The sequence below is a fragment of the Mesorhizobium sp. M2A.F.Ca.ET.043.05.1.1 genome, assembly GCF_003952445.1.
In the GTDB taxonomy this organism is placed as follows: domain Bacteria; phylum Pseudomonadota; class Alphaproteobacteria; order Rhizobiales; family Rhizobiaceae; genus Mesorhizobium.
Window position 1 is genome coordinate 2,857,283 of record NZ_CP034446.1, and the last position, 15,224, is coordinate 2,872,506.

General features: G+C 64.3%; 12 protein-coding genes and 1 pseudogene. 7 read left to right on the forward strand and 6 right to left on the reverse strand.

All coding sequences use genetic code 11. The features are described 5' to 3' along the window. Positions 1-24: 24 nt before the first annotated feature. Positions 25-867 carry an alpha/beta fold hydrolase gene (locus tag EJ069_RS14250; RefSeq protein WP_126061829.1) on the reverse strand — a complete coding sequence of 281 codons (843 nt, stop codon included), beginning with the start codon at positions 865-867 and terminating at the stop codon, positions 25-27. Positions 868-981: 114 nt separating this feature from the next. On the opposite strand from EJ069_RS14250, the gene EJ069_RS14255 reads away from it, so the two are divergent. Next, the gene (locus EJ069_RS14255) at positions 982-1,878 is read left to right on the forward strand and encodes a LysR family transcriptional regulator (protein ID WP_126061830.1); all 897 of its coding nucleotides are present in this window, start codon (positions 982-984) and stop codon (positions 1,876-1,878) included. Here EJ069_RS14255 and EJ069_RS14260 read toward each other — a convergent pair. Beyond that, entirely contained in the window at positions 1,875-2,324 is a 450-nt protein-coding gene (locus EJ069_RS14260; protein WP_126061831.1) for a DNA polymerase III subunit chi, read from the reverse strand. The two genes, EJ069_RS14255 and EJ069_RS14260, sit on opposite strands and share 4 nt — an antisense overlap. A gap of 3 nt (positions 2,325-2,327) precedes the next feature. Continuing rightward, on the reverse strand, positions 2,328-3,830 hold the full coding sequence (locus tag EJ069_RS14265) for a leucyl aminopeptidase (protein ID WP_126061832.1): 1,503 nt from the start codon (positions 3,828-3,830) through the stop codon (positions 2,328-2,330). A 377-nt stretch (positions 3,831-4,207) separates the two neighbouring features. Here EJ069_RS14265 and lptF point away from each other — a divergent pair, with 377 nt between their 5' ends. The 6 genes and pseudogenes from lptF (at position 4,208) to rsmA (ending at position 12,177) form a co-directional block, all read left to right on the forward strand. After that, positions 4,208-5,404, forward strand: a complete 1,197-nt coding sequence (lptF, locus tag EJ069_RS14270; RefSeq protein WP_126061833.1) for an LPS export ABC transporter permease LptF — start codon at positions 4,208-4,210, stop codon at positions 5,402-5,404. Positions 5,405-5,406: 2 nt separating this feature from the next. After that, positions 5,407-6,489 (forward strand): LPS export ABC transporter permease LptG, encoded by a 1,083-nt coding sequence (gene lptG / locus EJ069_RS14275; protein WP_126061834.1) that lies wholly within the window; start codon positions 5,407-5,409, stop codon positions 6,487-6,489. Beyond that, a pseudogene (locus EJ069_RS14280) lies at positions 6,489-8,902 on the forward strand (LPS-assembly protein LptD). The gene lptG and the pseudogene EJ069_RS14280 overlap by 1 nt, the downstream one beginning before the upstream one ends. 219 nt (positions 8,903-9,121) lie before the next feature. Next, positions 9,122-10,045, forward strand: coding sequence for a peptidylprolyl isomerase (locus EJ069_RS14285; RefSeq protein ID WP_126061835.1), 924 nt, complete (start codon positions 9,122-9,124; stop codon positions 10,043-10,045). Between the two features lie 244 nt (positions 10,046-10,289). After that, positions 10,290-11,324, forward strand: a complete 1,035-nt coding sequence (pdxA, locus tag EJ069_RS14290) for a 4-hydroxythreonine-4-phosphate dehydrogenase PdxA (RefSeq protein WP_126061836.1) — start codon at positions 10,290-10,292, stop codon at positions 11,322-11,324. Positions 11,325-11,331: 7 nt separating this feature from the next. Further along, positions 11,332-12,177, forward strand: coding sequence for a 16S rRNA (adenine(1518)-N(6)/adenine(1519)-N(6))-dimethyltransferase RsmA (gene rsmA / locus EJ069_RS14295; RefSeq protein WP_126061837.1), 846 nt, complete (start codon positions 11,332-11,334; stop codon positions 12,175-12,177). A 73-nt stretch (positions 12,178-12,250) separates the two neighbouring features. Here rsmA and EJ069_RS14300 read toward each other — a convergent pair whose 3' ends face one another. The 3 genes from EJ069_RS14300 to EJ069_RS14310 all read right to left on the reverse strand — a co-directional run bounded on the left by EJ069_RS14300 (position 12,251) and on the right by EJ069_RS14310 (position 15,059). Further along, positions 12,251-13,189, reverse strand: a complete 939-nt coding sequence (locus EJ069_RS14300) for an IS110 family transposase (protein WP_126059835.1) — start codon at positions 13,187-13,189, stop codon at positions 12,251-12,253. Between the two features lie 299 nt (positions 13,190-13,488). After that, complete coding sequence (gene gmk / locus EJ069_RS14305; RefSeq protein WP_126061838.1) at positions 13,489-14,163, reverse strand: guanylate kinase; 675 nt, start codon at positions 14,161-14,163, stop codon at positions 13,489-13,491. 5 nt (positions 14,164-14,168) lie between these two features. Further along, the gene (locus EJ069_RS14310) at positions 14,169-15,059 is read right to left on the reverse strand and encodes a YicC/YloC family endoribonuclease (RefSeq protein ID WP_042637935.1); all 891 of its coding nucleotides are present in this window, start codon (positions 15,057-15,059) and stop codon (positions 14,169-14,171) included. Between the last annotated feature and the right edge of the window lie 165 nt (positions 15,060-15,224).

Here is a 15,224-nt window from a genome sequence, read left to right on the forward strand (position 1 = left end):
GGCGCGTATGGCATTAGCCGATCGCTAGCAGGGCGCCGGTAAGTGATTGGACACAGCTGCCTCGCTATTGGGAACTGCGCCCAGGAAGCCCAGCACCGCTTCCATGAACTCCATCGGCTGCTCGACATTGAGCAGATGGACACCGGGGAGCAGAAGAAGCTCGGCGCCGGGAATCGCGGCCGCGATGGCCTCGCTGTGGCTTGCCAGCGTCACCTTGTCGTCCTCGCCGCCGATGACCAACGTCGGCGCGGTGATCAGCGAAATCGGGCGGCGCAGGTCGGCGTCGCGGACCGCGGCGAAGCATCCGGCGAGGCCTTGCGGCGACATGGCGAGAATCGCGGCGTGGAAGGGCGCGACCGTCTCGTCCCAGCCGGCAAGCATCGAGGCCGGGAACCAGTTGCGCATGAACATGTCGGCCGTGGCCGACAGATCGTCGACTGAAAGCACGTTGTGTATCTGCTCGTCGAAATAGGACGCTGGCCCGAGATGCGGCGAGGTGTTGGAGAGGATCAGGCGCTCGATGCGCTCCGGTGCATGGATGCCCAGCCACTGGCCGACGAAACCGCCGAGCGACAGGCCGAGGAAATGGACGCGCGCAAGTCCGAGGAAATCGAGCAGTTCCAGCACGTCGCGGCCGAGACGGTCGAGCGAATAGGCGTCGGCCGGTGCGTCGGAGCCGCCATGGCCGCGAAAATCATAGCGCAGCAGGCGGAAAGATTTGGCGAGCTCGGGAACCTGGCCATCCCACATATGGAACGTCGTGGCGATCGAATTGGAAAGCACCAGCTCCGGCCGGCCTTCCGGACCGTCCAGCCTGTAGGCAATGCGGGTCCCATCGCCCGCGGTGAAATGAAGGGTCTCGGTCATTTTGGGCCTCATCCATTGGGCGCGTTCGCGCGATCTCGGATGGGACAAAGCTAAGCGTGGCAACTATCGAAGAAAATTACTATGATTGAACAACCCCTGTAGGACTTTCCGACTATGGATGGCCTAAAGCTTCACGATCTCAGATGTTTCGACGCGGTCGCCGCTCAAGGCAGCTTTCAAGCCGCAGCCAAGGCTTTGCACCGGACTCATCCCTCCGTGTTCGCCGCCATCGCCCGGCTTGAAGAGCAACTCGGCCTGAAGCTGCTCGACCGCAGCGGTTACCGGGTGAGCTTGACCGACGAGGGCCGCCTGCTCCATGCGCGAGCGCAGCTGGCGATCCGCGAGTTGGAGCATCTCCGGACCTATGCCGATCAGCTCGCGAGCGGCGAGGAAACCGTGCTGCGCGTCGTCTTGGGCGACGTCTGCCCGAGACCCGGAATACTCAGCATGCTCGGTCGGTTCTTCGCCGAACAGCCGCGCACCCGCCTGCATCTCGACTATGAAGCGATCAGCGGGCCGGTGGAGCGGCTGATGGATGGCGAGGCCGATCTCGTTTTCCATCGGGCCAACCCATCCGACCCGCATCTCGAACGGATCGATCTGCGCGAAGTCCCTTTCGTGCCGGTGGTGGCGCCGGGCTTCCTCCCTTTCGAGACCGGGGCTGACGTCACGCCCGAAGCGATGCGGCCCTTCACCCAATGCGTGATCCGCGACACGGCGCGGCGACCCTCATCTGAAAACTTCTTCGTCATCGACGGCGCGCATTCATGTTCGGTGCCCGACCATATGATGAAGAAGGAGCTGATCCTGCACGGGCTCGCCTGGGGTCATTTGCCGGAGTGGCTGATCGAGAATGAGCTGCGGGACGGTCGGCTGATCTCAATCGCCGGCAAGCATATCCCCGGCCGCACCGAGACCGTGGCCGCGGTTCGGCGACGCGACAAGCCGCATGGGCCCGTGGCCGAGGCGCTGTGGCGACACCTTGAGGACAGTCCCAAGCTTTCGGGCTAAGCCTTCCGCTCCCAACGCCGATCCGGCGTCTGCTGCCAGTAGGTTACGGCGTGGCCGGCTTCCTTCATCGTCTTCCAATGGCCGCGTGCGGCTTCGAGCTGTGCCGCGTCATGGCCATCGAAGAGGAAGACGGCGCGTTCGTAGCCGGAAAGCTCCGGCGGCGTCGCGCCGTCGACCAGGAAGCGGATCTGCGCGGCGTTCTGGTTTCCCTCGCCCGTGGTGAGCAGGACCGGCTGCTCGGCCGGATAGGCCTCGCGGTCGGTGGCATGCGCCAGGAAGGAATCGTCGCGAAAAGTCCACAGATGCTGGTCGAGCGCGTCGCGCCGCTCTTCCGTGCCGGTCTGCACCACCGCGCGCCAGCCGCGCTCGACGCTGCGCTCGAGCAGGCCGGGCAGCGCCTCCTCGAGCGTCGATTCGGTCAAATGGTAGAACAGGATGTCGGCCATCCCCTACCCTTCGTAGTGATCGCGCACCAGCCTATCGAGCAGCCTGACGCCGAAGCCCGAGCCCCAGGACTGGTTGATCTCGCTCGACGGCGCGCCCATCGCGGTGCCGGCGATGTCGAGATGCGCCCAGGGCGTGTCCTTGACAAAGCGCTGCAGGAATTGCGCCGCGATGATGGCGCCGCCGTAGCGGCCGCCGATGTTCTTCATGTCGGCGTTCTTGGAATCGATCAGCTTGTCGTATTCGGGGCCGAGCGGCATGCGCCACAGCCGCTCCTGGGACGACTGGCCGGCGCTGAAAAGCCTGCCGGCAAGCTCGTCGTTGTTGGAGAACAGGCCGGCATAATGCTGCCCAAGCGCCACCATGATGGCGCCGGTCAGCGTCGCCAGGTTGATCATGAATTTCGGCTTGAAGCGGTCGTTGGTGTACCAGAGCGCGTCGGCCAGCACGAGGCGGCCTTCGGCGTCGGTGTTGAGCACCTCGATTGTCTGGCCCGACATCGAGGTGACGATGTCGCCCGGGCGCTGGGCATGGCCGTCGACGGCGTTCTCGACAAGGCCGATGACGCCGACCACATTGGCCTTGGCCTTGCGCGCGGCGAGCGCATGGACCAGCCCGGTGACGGCGGCCGCACCGCCCATGTCGCCCTTCATGTCCTCCATGCCGGAGGCCGGCTTCATCGAATTGCCGCCGGTGTCGAAGGTGACGCCCTTGCCGATGAATGCTAGCGGCGCGTCCTTGGCCCTGCCGCCGCTCCAGCGCATCACCACCAGGCGGGCGCCGCGCGGCGAGCCTTGCGCCACGCCGAGCAGCGAGCCCATGCCGAGCTTCTTCATCTCCTTTTCGGCGAGGATCTCGACCTCGACGCCGAGCGCCTCCAGCGCCTTGACGCGCTCGGCGAAGTCGACAGGCCCCAGCGCATTGGCCGGCTCGTTGACGAGGTCGCGCGCCAGCAGCACGCCGTCGACCACCGCTTCCTCGCCGGCAAAGGCCTTCTTCGCGGCAGTCGGATCGGCGCAGTGGATCGTGACCTTGGCGGGCTTCGCCGCCTTCGCGTCGGATTGGCCGTCGTCCTTGTCTTTCCTGGTCTTGTACTTGTCGAAGGCGTAGCTGCGCAGCAGAATGCCGGCGGCGAGGCTCGCCGCCTGGCGGCCATCGGCCTGCAGTTCCGGCAGATCGAGAATGACAGCCACCTCAGTCGCCTTGCGCAGCGAAGCGGCGACAGCGCCGCCGAGCTTCAGCCAGGCATTGTCGTCGAGAGCCGACACCTTGCCGGCGCCGATCGCCACCAGCCGGTCGACGGACGTTCCTTCCGGCGCCAGCACCTCGGCGGAGCCTGCGAACTTGCCGGAGAAATCGGCGACCGGAAACGCGCGAGCCAGCGCACCGGCAGGATCGCAGGCCTTCGCCGCCTCGCCGAGCCCGCCGCCGTCGGCAGCGAACACGAAGACGCTGCCCTTTTTCGGCACGGCGAATTTGGCGAAAGAAATGGATGGTCTCAACGTCATCAGGTCCTGCTTTCGGGGGTGGCCGTAAGGTGCCGGCAAAGGTAAATCTTGGCCAGCAAGGGGTTTGGCTGGCGTGCGCGACATTTGGTCGTTTTCAGCCATTTGGCAAGACTTTGGCCGAAATCGCTGCCTATATCATCGCCACCATGGACAAGGGATTCGCCTCGGCACGACCTTAGCTTGCTGCCGCAACATACTGTTAACCATCGATGTTTTGCATTTCTTATCCATTGGCGCGGAGACTCCGCCGCGCCGGGGCATGTGGCGTGGGGCGACAAACCGGAGCGAGCCGCCTATGACGCAGTTGTGCGGGCGACGCCGGATCACTACCTTGTCGGCGGGCATGATGCCGTTCGGCAAAATCGAGAAAAGCCTTCATGAAGGTCGTTGAACGCTACATCATGCGCCGCGCGCTGACGATGTTCCTCGCCGCGCTGGTCTGGACGCTGGCGATCGTGTGGACGACGCAGGTGCTGGCCAAGATCGACCTGGTCACCGACAACGGCCAGTCGGCGCTGACCTTTTTCGAGGTCGCTGCACTGATCATTCCCTCGATCATCCCGATCGTGGTGCCGTTCGCCCTGGTGGTGGCGGTGGCGCAGACGCTGAGCGCCATGAACACCGATTCGGAGCTCGCCGTGCTCAGCGCCGCGGGCGCCTCGCGCTGGACCATCGCGCGGCCGATCCTGCTGCTCACAATCGCGGCTTGCGCCTTTTCCTTCATAGTCGACAACGCCATCGACCCCTATGCCAGGCAGAAGAACCGCCAGCTGGTGGCGGCTTCGCGCGCCGACCTCGTGTCGCTGATCATCCAGGAAGGCACGTTCCGCAAGATCGACGAGGGCCTTTACCTGCAGGTCGGCGAGCGGCTTCCCGGCAACCGGCTGGGCGGCATCTTCGTCGCCGATTCACGCGAGGAAGGCGCCAGCCTCACCTATTATGCCAAGACCGGCAGCATCGTCGAAAAAGGCGACGAGAAGGTACTGATGATGAATGACGGCGTCATCAACCGCAAATCGGTCACTGGCGACCTCTCGGTCATCCGCTTCACCTCTTACGCCTTCGACATGTCCGCCTTCCTGTCGGCAACGAACGACATCACGCTTTTGCCCAAGGACCGCACGACGGCGTATCTGCTCAACCCCGATCCCAACGACAAGATGTTCCAGCGCGAACCGGGCAGCTACCGCGCAGAGCTCAACCAGCGCTTCGCCGAGTGGTCCTATTCGCTGGTGTTCGCGCTGATCGCGCTGGCCGTCGCGGGCGATGCGCGCTCGCATCGCGAAGCACGCATCAACCCGTTGATCACGGCGATCGCGATAGCGCTTTTCGTGCGATGGCTGGGCTTCTTCGCCGCCGGCAAGGCCGACAGGGTCTCGTACTACATCTACCTGCTCTACGGCATACCGCTGATTGCGTCCGCGGTTTCGATCTGGTTCATTGTCTCGTCCCGCACAATGGAATTGCCGGTCAGTTGGGCGGACTGGCTGACCAACCTCGCCAAGCGCGCCAGCGACAACTGGACGGCATTCAAGCTGTGGCTTGCGCGGCGCACTTCCGGCCAGGGAGCCTGACCATGGGCTGGACGCTGGGCCGCTATTTCTTCTTCCGCTACGTCTCGATCACCTTCTGGTTCTTCCTGGGCCTGCTGGCGCTGGTGTTCCTGATAGATTTCACCGAGCTCTCCGGCCGCACGACCGGGCTGCCGGGGTTCACTTATGGCACGGCCTTCGCCATTTCGGCGCTCAGGATGCCGATGATCATGCTGCAGACGGTGCCGTTCGTCGGACTGTTCTCGGCAATGGCGACGCTTGTGTCGCTCAACCGCCGCTACGAGCTGGTGATCGCGCGCTCGGCCGGCGTTTCGGCCTGGCAGTTCCTGTTTCCCTGCTGCGTCGGCGCGCTGATGTTCGGCGTGCTGTCGGTGGCCGTGATGAACCCCATCGCCGCGCATGGCTTTTCCTGGTCCGAGCAGATGGAGAACGATCTGCGGGCCGGCAAATCGAATGCCGTCACCACCAATGTCACGCCTTGGCTCAGGCAGAAGACCGAATCAGGCGACACCATCATCGGCGCCCGCGCCATCCTCAATCAGGGGCTCGAGATGGCGGACGCGGTGTTCTTCATCCTCGACCCGCAGGGCAACATCGCCGAGCGAAAGGACGCAGCCAAGGCCTTCCTGCGCGACGGTTACTGGGAATTGCAGGACGTCAAGGTCTTCAAGGCGGGCAACATCCGGGCGCTGGCAACCGACAAGGTGCCGACCAACCTCAAGCCGGAATTCGTTCAGGAGCGCCTGGCGCGCCCGGAAACCATCCCTTTCTACGAGCTGCCGCGCAAGATCGAGGTTGCCCGTTCCTTCGGGCTCAAGGCAAATGCCTTCGCCATGCAGTTTGATTCGCTGGTGGCGTTGCCGTTCCTTCTCGTCGCCATGACGCTGATTGCTGCAACGGTTTCAATGCGATTTGCGCGAATGGGGCAGTCGGCAACGATGATTCTGGGTGGCGTCGTGGCCGGCTTTCTGCTTTATGTCGTTTCGGTACTGGTCAAGGCATTCGGTGTGGCCGGATTCGTTCCTACGGTGGTGGCTGCATGGGTTCCGGTCGTCGTGGCTATGTTCTTTGGGGTGACGTTTCTGCTATACAAGGAAGACGGCTAGTGAGGGAGGCGGTTTTGCGCAGCCATAGGCAGGCCGGTTTGGCACGCCTTTATGGGGCGACCGCCTTGGCATGTCTGTTCGCTTGTGCGGTGCCGATGGCACCCGCGCAGGCGCAGACCATCGCTGCCAAGCCCGTCCCGTCCGGCACGCAGATGCTGCTGGCCGCCGATACGCTTGTCTATGACAACGACCAGCATACGGTGACGGCCGTCGGCGGCGTGCAGATCGACTATGGCGGCAACAAGCTGGTCGCCCAGCGCGTGGTGTACAACCGCGACACCAAGCGCCTCGTCGCGAGCGGCGCCGTCGAGCTCATCAACAGCGACGGCACCAAGATCAATTCCGACCATATCGACATTACCGACGACTTCGCCGACGGGTTCACCAACGCGTTGCGCGTCGAGACGATCGACAAGGCCTATTTCGCCGCCGAGAGCGGCGAGCGCATGGGCGGCGTGCTGACCACCTTCCACAATGGCGTCTACACCGCCTGCGAGCCTTGCGAGGACAAGCCGGACAAAGCGCCGACCTGGCGCGTCAAGGCGCGCAAGATCATCTGGAACGGCGAGAAGAAGACGGTCCGCTTCGAAAATTCGAATTTCGAATTCTTCGGCTTCCCGCTTGCCTATCTGCCGGCCTTCGAGATCGCCGACCCTACCGTGAAGCGCAAGAGCGGCTTCCTGATCCCCGGCATCGTCTACAACAACAATCTCGGCGTCGGCGTCAAAGTCCCCTATTATTTCGCGCTGTCCCCGACCTATGACCTGACCGTCACCGGCAGCGGCTATACCAAGCAGGGCTTCCTCGGCGAGGCCGAGTGGCGCCAGCGCTTCAACAACGGCCAGTACACGCTGAAGATCGCCGGCATCAACCAGCAGGATCCCGACGCCTTTATCGGCACCGGCAATCGCCCACCGTCGATTCAGGCGAGCCCGGCGATCCGAACAAGTTCCGCGGCATGATGGGCACCACGGGCCAGTTCGCGATCAACGAGCGTTGGGACTTCGGCTGGGATGTGCTGCTGCAGACCGACAAGAATTTCTCGCGCACCTACAATATCGACGGCTTCAGCGACCTCGTCCATCAGTCGTCGATCTATCTGACGGGCTTGAGCGACCGCAACTACTTCGACGTCCGCGCCATGCGCTTCGAGGTGCAGGAAGACACGCTCTCCAGCGATCCCACGTCACGCTCCGCCAAGCAGCCCTGGGTGCTGCCGTCGCTCGACTATGCCTACATCCCCGACACGTCGGTGGCCGGCGGCCAGCTGTCGTTCAACGTGAACACGCGCGTGATCAGCCGCAACCGGCTGGACGCCGTGCTGGCTGATGCCAGCGACCCGGCTTCGATCAACAACGTGCGCGGTATCGAAGGCGAATCCAGCCGGCTGAGCGCCGAGGCCGAATGGAAGCGCACCTTCACCACTGATGGCGGTCTGCAGTTGACTCCGCTGCTCGCCTTCCGCGGCGACGCCGGCTATGTCAACGCCAATCAGGCTTCGCTCGATGCCGTCAACCAGATGGGCACGAATCTCGGCCAAGACGTCGACATGCGCTCATCGCTTGCCCGCTACATGGCGACCCTCGGCCTCGAGGCGCGGTGGCCGCTGCTGTTCTCGATGCCCAGCTCCAGCCATGTCCTGGAGCCGACCGCGCAGGTCTTTGTGCGTCCGAACGAGCAGTATGTCGGCGGACTGGCCGTTCCGAACGAAGACGCGCAGAGCTTCGTCTTCGACGCCACGACGCTGTTCGAGCGCGATAAATTCTCCGGCTATGACCGGATCGAAGGCGGCACACGCGCGAATGTCGGCTTCCGCTATTCTGGCGCCTATGACAATGGCTGGGCCACGAATGCCATCTTCGGCCAGTCCTACCAGCTCGCTGGCGAGAACTCCTTCTCCGCGCCCGATCTGGTCAATGCCGGAGCCGAGTCCGGCCTGGACAAACGGACCTCGGACTATGTCGGCCTCGTCGGCTTCAACAGCCCGAGCGGTTTTTCCGGCTCGGTGAGCGGGCGTTTCGACGAGCAGACATTCGAGGTCAGGCGCGCCGAAGTGAAGGCCGCCTATTCCAGCCTGCCGATATCGCTCAGCGCCAAATATGCCTTCATCGAGGCGCAGCCGCTCTATGGCTTCACCACCGACCGCCATGAAGTCACGCTCGGCGCCTCGACGCATCTGGCGCAGAACTGGCGGCTGTTCGGCACCGGCACCTACGACCTCCAGAGCAACGTGCTGGTCAAGGACGGGGTCGGGTTCGCCTACAACGATTCCTGCTTCACCTACATCATGACCTATTCGCAGACACGCGATACCGTAACCAAGGAAGTGTCGCAGAATATCGGCTTCAACCTGTCGTTCCGCACGCTGGGCGATTTCGGCTCGTCGACGAGCGCGATCGATACCATCCAGTAAACGAAGGCCGGCGCGTGACCCTGTGAGCCGCGCGCCGATGATGCTTGGTCTTGATTTGGAGCGTGAACCCTCGAAAATGCGGTGATTCTCGGGGCCATGCGCTGGCGACATCGTTTCGCCGCATAGGACAGGCATGGGGTCGGCTGCAGCGCGCAGGCGTTCGGAGGACGCGCGGCGCTGTCGTGCCGACAAATTGGGGCGGGGAAATTGGAAGGTAAGATGAGGAAATACCTGTTTTCGGCAGGATTGGCGCTTCTGGTGGCGGCGAGCTCGGTTTCGGTCACGGCTGTTGTACAGCCGGCTTTCGCCGCGGAGATCAAATATGTCGTCAACGGCATACCGATCACCACTGGCGACATCGCGCACCGCGCCGCCTTCTTCAAGCTCCAGCACAAGAAAGGCGATGCTGGGCAGGAGATGATCGACCAGACGCTGCGGCTGGCCGAGGCCAAGCGGCTCGGCATCCGCATCACCGATGAGCAGGTCAACGCCGCCTACCAGCGCTTCGCCTCGGGCAACAAGATGCCGTTGGCCAAGCTCGACGCGATCATGAGCCAGTCGGGCGTCACCAAGGAGCACTTCAAGGAATTCATCCGCGCCCAGATGGCCTGGAACCAGGCGCTCAGCGCGCGCTACCGCTCCGGCGAGGGCGGCTCGGTGACCGAGCAGGACGCCGTGCGGCGCATGCTCGACAAGGGCGGCGCCAAGCCGACGGCGACGGAGTACATGCTGCAGCAGGTGATCTTCGTGGTTCCGGCCTCGGAGCGCGCCGCCACGCTCGCCAAGCGCAAGCGCGAGGCCGACGCCATGCGCGCCCGCTTCAGCGACTGCAACACCACGCGCCAATTCGCCAAGGGTCTGCTCGACGTCACCGTGCGCGATCTCGGCCGGGTGCTGGCGCCGCAATTGCCGACCGACTGGGCCGAGCAGATCAAGGCCACCAAGGTCGGCGGCGCGACGCCGACGCGCGAGACCGAGCGCGGCGTCGAATTCATCGGCATCTGCTCCTCGCGCGAGGTCTCCGACGACAAGGCCGCGCAGATGGTGTTCCAGGCCGAGGGCAGCAACGACAAGGACGCCGACGAGCTCAGCAAGAAATATGTCGCCGAGCTGCGGCAGAAGGCCAAGATCGTCGAACGCTAGAGCGTTTCACCGTTTCACGGAAACGGCGAACCGCTCTATCTCATTGTTTCAACGCAATCCCGGGGCGGAAAACCGCTCACACTTTCCCTGGAATTGCCCTAGAGCCGGAGACATCAGGTCGGATCGGCCTGAATCCGTCTCCCAAATTCGAGAAATGGAGCATGATGTCGTCCGAAAACCGCAGCATATTTTTCGGCGTCATGCTCTGAGCGACAAGCATGCGATACCGCAGTCAGCCCACCCAATGAGCCCGCGCAAGACCGATGCGCCGCTGGCGCTCAGTGTCGGCGACCCTTCGGGCATCGGACCCGAGATCGCCATCGCCGCCTGGCAGGCGGGCGACAGCGCCGGGGTGCCGCCCTTCTATCTGCTTGCCGACCCGGCCCTGATCAAAGCCCGCGCCCGACTTGTCGGCGCAAATGTGACGGTTGCCGAGACCTTGCCCGGACAGGCCGCGCATCATTTTGCCCGTGTGCTCCCCGTCGTGCCGCTCCATGCCCGTCATGTCGACAGCCCGGGAGAGCCGGATCCGACCAATGCCGCCGGCACCATCGAGGCGATCGACCGGGCCGTCGCCGACTGTCTCGCCGGCAGCGCCGCCGCGGTGGTCACCTGTCCGATCGCCAAGAAGCCGCTTTACGATGCGGGGTTCGGCTTTCCCGGCCACACCGAATATCTGGCGCATCTGGCCTCGCGCCACACCGGCAAGGAGGTCACGCCGGTGATGCTGCTGGCCGGACCCGATCTGCGCACCGTTCCGGTGACCATCCATATCCCCCTGGCCGAAGTGCCGAAAGTGCTCACCACGGAGCTGATCGTCGCCATCGCGCGCATCACCGCCGCCGATCTCAAGAGCCGCTTCGGCATCGCGCGGCCGAGGCTTGCGATCGCCGGGCTCAATCCGCATGCCGGTGAAGCCGGCGCCATGGGCCAGGAGGATGCCGCAATCGTCGCCCCGGCTGTCGAGACGCTGAAGGCGGAAGGCATCGATGCGGTTGGGCCGCTGCCGGCCGACACGATGTTTCATCCACGCGCGCGCGCCACCTATGATGCGGCGCTGTGCATGTATCACGACCAGGCGCTGATCCCGGCCAAGACCTTGGCCTTCGACGAGGCGGTCAACGTGACGCTGGGCCTGCCCTTCATCCGCACCTCGCCGGATCACGGCACCGCCTTCGATATCGCCGGCAGGGGCATTGCCCGCGCCGACAGCCTGATCGCGGCGCTCAGGCTGGCGCGCCGGCTGGCCGACAGCGGGCAGCGGGCCGCAGCCGCGTGAGGACGCCTTGAACGAGCGCACGACGATCGACGGGTTGCCGCCGTTGCGCGCGGTGATCGAGCGGCATGGGCTGCAGGCCAAGAAGGCGCTCGGGCAAAATTTCCTGCTCGACCTCAACCTGACAAGCAAGATCGCGCGCGCCGCCGGCGATCTCGGCGAGGCCACCGTGATCGAGGTCGGCCCCGGCCCGGGCGGGCTGACGCGGGCGCTGCTGTTCAACGGCGCGCGGCGTGTGATCGCCATCGAGCGCGACGAGCGCTGCCTCGAAGCGCTGGCCGAGGTTTCCAGCCACTATCCCGGTCGCCTGGAGGTCATTCCCGGCGATGCGCTGAAAACGGATTTCGCCGCGCTTGCCGGCACGGCGAATGGCGGGCCGGTGAAGATCGCCGCCAACCTGCCCTACAATATCGGCACCGAGCTTCTGATCCGCTGGCTGACGGTCAACGACTGGCCGCCCTTCTACCAGTCGATGACGCTGATGTTCCAGCGCGAGGTGGCCGAGCGCATCACGGCGGGTCCGGGCAGCGACGCCTATGGTCGGCTCGGCGTGCTGGCGGGCTGGCGTACCGAGGCGAGGATCGCCTTCGACGTGCCGCCGCAGGCTTTCACGCCGCCGCCCAAGGTCACCTCCTCCGTCGTGCATCTGGTGCCGCGCCCGTCCCCCCTGCCCGTCGACGGCAAGAAGCTTGGCCGTGTCACCGAGGCGGCCTTCGGCCAGCGCCGCAAGATGCTCAGGCAAAGCGTGAAAAGCCTGGGCGGCGAGGCTTTGCTGACACGAGCCGGCATCGACCCGACGCGGCGGGCGGAAACGCTGAGCGTGGAAGAGTTTGTCCGGCTGACGAACGCGGTGTAGCTGCGCCCTTCCCTTCTCCCCTTTGTGGGAGAAGGTGTTGCCGAAGGCGACGGATGAGCGACTATCTGAGGTGTCAAGTTGCATTTGCGAACTGTTTGCGCGCGTCGCGTGCTTTTGCATTGAGGATGACGAGCAGCTTCCTGGCGAGCGCAATGCGAATGACCATCTTTTCCTTTCCAGCCGCCTGCAACCGTTGCTTGAAGGCGGCGAGATGGGGATCATATTTGGCAACGATGCTGGCAACGAGGAAGAGGACGCCTCGCGGCCCGGCGCGGCCACCGCGCACCGCTCTTCGGCCGCTGCGCTTACCGCTGTCATTGGCGATCGGAGCCAGGCCAGCCAGCTTAGCGATGGCCCTGTTGGAGACGATGCCGATCTCAGGCAGTTGCGCCATCAGCCGTGGCACGGTGCGAGAGGCCACGCCCTTGAGCGAGCGAAAGGCCCGGTCGAGGCATGCCCACAACGGATCATCGTCGATGAGCGAAGCGATCTCACCCTCGAGCCTGCGGCTCTGGCGTGTGAGCAGCGCGATCACCTCATCAAGGCTGGCGACGGTCTCGGCGTCGAGGGCAGCACTCTTGCGCTGCTTTTGAACGGTGAGATCGCCAGTCACCTGGGAAAGCCGGGCAACCAACGCCTTGAGCCGCAGTTGGGCCGCATTTGGTGGCGGCATCGCCTTGAGCTGCTTGACCGCGCCATAGCGGGCGATCATGGCGGCATCGATCTTGTCGGTCTTTTCCAGGAAGCCCATCGCCTCGGCGAAGTAGCGCACACTGCGGGCATTGGCCAAGCCACAGCATACGCCCAACTCCCACAGCAGCAGGAAGGCCAGTCGTTCATAGCCGCCGCTAGCCTCCATCACGACAAGCTCGACGTCGTGGCTCTGACACCAGGCGGCCAGATCGGCGATGCCTGCCGCATCATTGCCGAAGCGGCCCACCGCCCCGCTCGGCTCGACATGGGCATCGAGCCATCCTTTCGAAACATCCACTCCACATATGATCTTGTTCACGGTAACCTGCCTTGTGCGTGCGATTGGAGCCAAGCGACTATTCGGTCGTGCGTGACGAAGGCGAAGATCCCAGGCTCATCCACGGTTGTGACCGGAGGGGTGTCGGGCGACTTCGCCAAGCCTCGTATCGGATGGCCGTCCGGTTCGAGGCTCAGTCGCTTTCCTTGCACAAATCTCTGTCCGTGCAGATACAAGGGGTGTTCCAGGGAACGCCAACGTCTCACTCCGCTGGAACACCCCTCATCCGTCTCGGCGCTGCGCGCCGATCCACCTTCTCCCACAAGGGGAGAAGGGAAAAGCTACTCCGTCTTCTCGTCCAGCAATCCCGAGATGAAGTCGAACAGGCCAGGCCGCCTGTCGCGCCGAAGCCGCTCCGCCGCGACGATGGCGCGGACCTCGGCGAAGGCGCGGTCGAGATCGTCGTTGACGATGACGAAGTCGTATTCCTTCCAATGCTCGATCTCCAGGCGAGCGTTCTTCAGCCTGGTCTCGATGACGGATTCCTGGTCCTCGGCGCGGCGCTTCAGGCGCGCCTTCAATTCCTTCATCGACGGCGGCAGGATGAAGATCGAGACGATGTCGGCGCGCATCTTCTCCTTGAGCTGCTGGGCCCCCTGCCAGTCGATGTCGAACAGCATGTCGCGGCCTTCGGCCAGCGCGATTTCCGCCGGCTCGCGCGGCGTCGCATAGCAATTGCCGTGCACCTCGGCCCATTCGAGCAGCGCGTCGGAATCGCGCAGCCGCTCGAAGTCGCGCATGGAGCGGAAATGATAGTGGACGCCTTCGATCTCCGAACCGCGGCGCGGCCTCGTCGTGACGGAGACCGACAGCTCGAGGCTTGGATCGCTCTCCAGAAGGTTGCGCGCGATCGTCGACTTGCCGGCGCCCGACGGCGACGACAGCACCAGCATCAATCCGCGGCGGCGGATGCGGGACCCCAGATCCCTGGCAGCCGTCGGTTCCTTGGCAACCATTCCCGTCACTCCAGATTCTGGACCTGTTCGCGAAACTGGTCGACCACCGCCTTGAGCTCCAGCCCGATCGCGGTGACTGCGGCGGCGTTCGACTTGGAGCACAAGGTATTCGATTCGCGATTGAATTCCTGCGCCAGAAAATCGAGCTTGCGGCCAATGGCGCCGCCGCCTTTGAGCAGCGTCCGCGCCGAAGCGACATGCGTCTTCAACCGGTCGATCTCCTCGCGGATGTCGGCCTTGGTGGCGAGGAAGGCCGCCTCCTGATGCAGCCGGACGGCATCGAGATTGGCCGAGGCATCCATCAACAGGCGGACCTGCTCCGTGATGCGCTCGCGGATTGCCGCCGGCTCCCGCGACGGATCGGCTTCGGCCTTGAGCGTCAACGCCTCGATGGCGTCGATATGGCCGGAAAGCAGCGCGCCAAGTGCCGCGCCCTCGCCTTGCCGCGCCTGTTCCAGCCCGGCGAGCGCTGCCTCGAGCGCCGACAGGATCGCCGCATCAAGCGCGGCGCGTTCCTCCTCGGTCTCCATCGCCTCGGGAATGTCGAGCACGCCGCGCAGCGAGAGCAGGCCGTCGGCGGTGGCGGGCTCGGTGCCGAACTGCTCCTGCAAGCGCTTCGCCAGTCCCGCCAGATCCTTGAGGAACGCCTCGTTGACGACCGGCTGGGCTTGCCTGGCGGCAGCGCGGCCGACGGTCAATGTCGCCTGGAAATTGCCGCGCGCGAAACGCTTCTGAACGGTCTGCCGTACGGCGGTTTCCAGCCGGTCGAAACCCTGCGGCAACCTCAGCCGAACCTCGGCGCTCTTGCCGTTCACCGATTTCACCTCCCAGGCGATCGACGTGCCCTCGCTTTCGGCGGCGGACCGCGCGAAACCGGTCATGCTCTGCAGGTTCATTGTGCCTGTCATCCCCTGTCGCAGGCCAACGCACGCGGCCCGGCGCTACACGCCCTAGAGCGTTTCACCGTTTCACGGAAACGGTGAACCACTCTATCTCTTTGTTTTTACGCAATTCCGGACGGAAAACCGCTCACACTTGTCCTGGAATTGCTCTAAAAATCG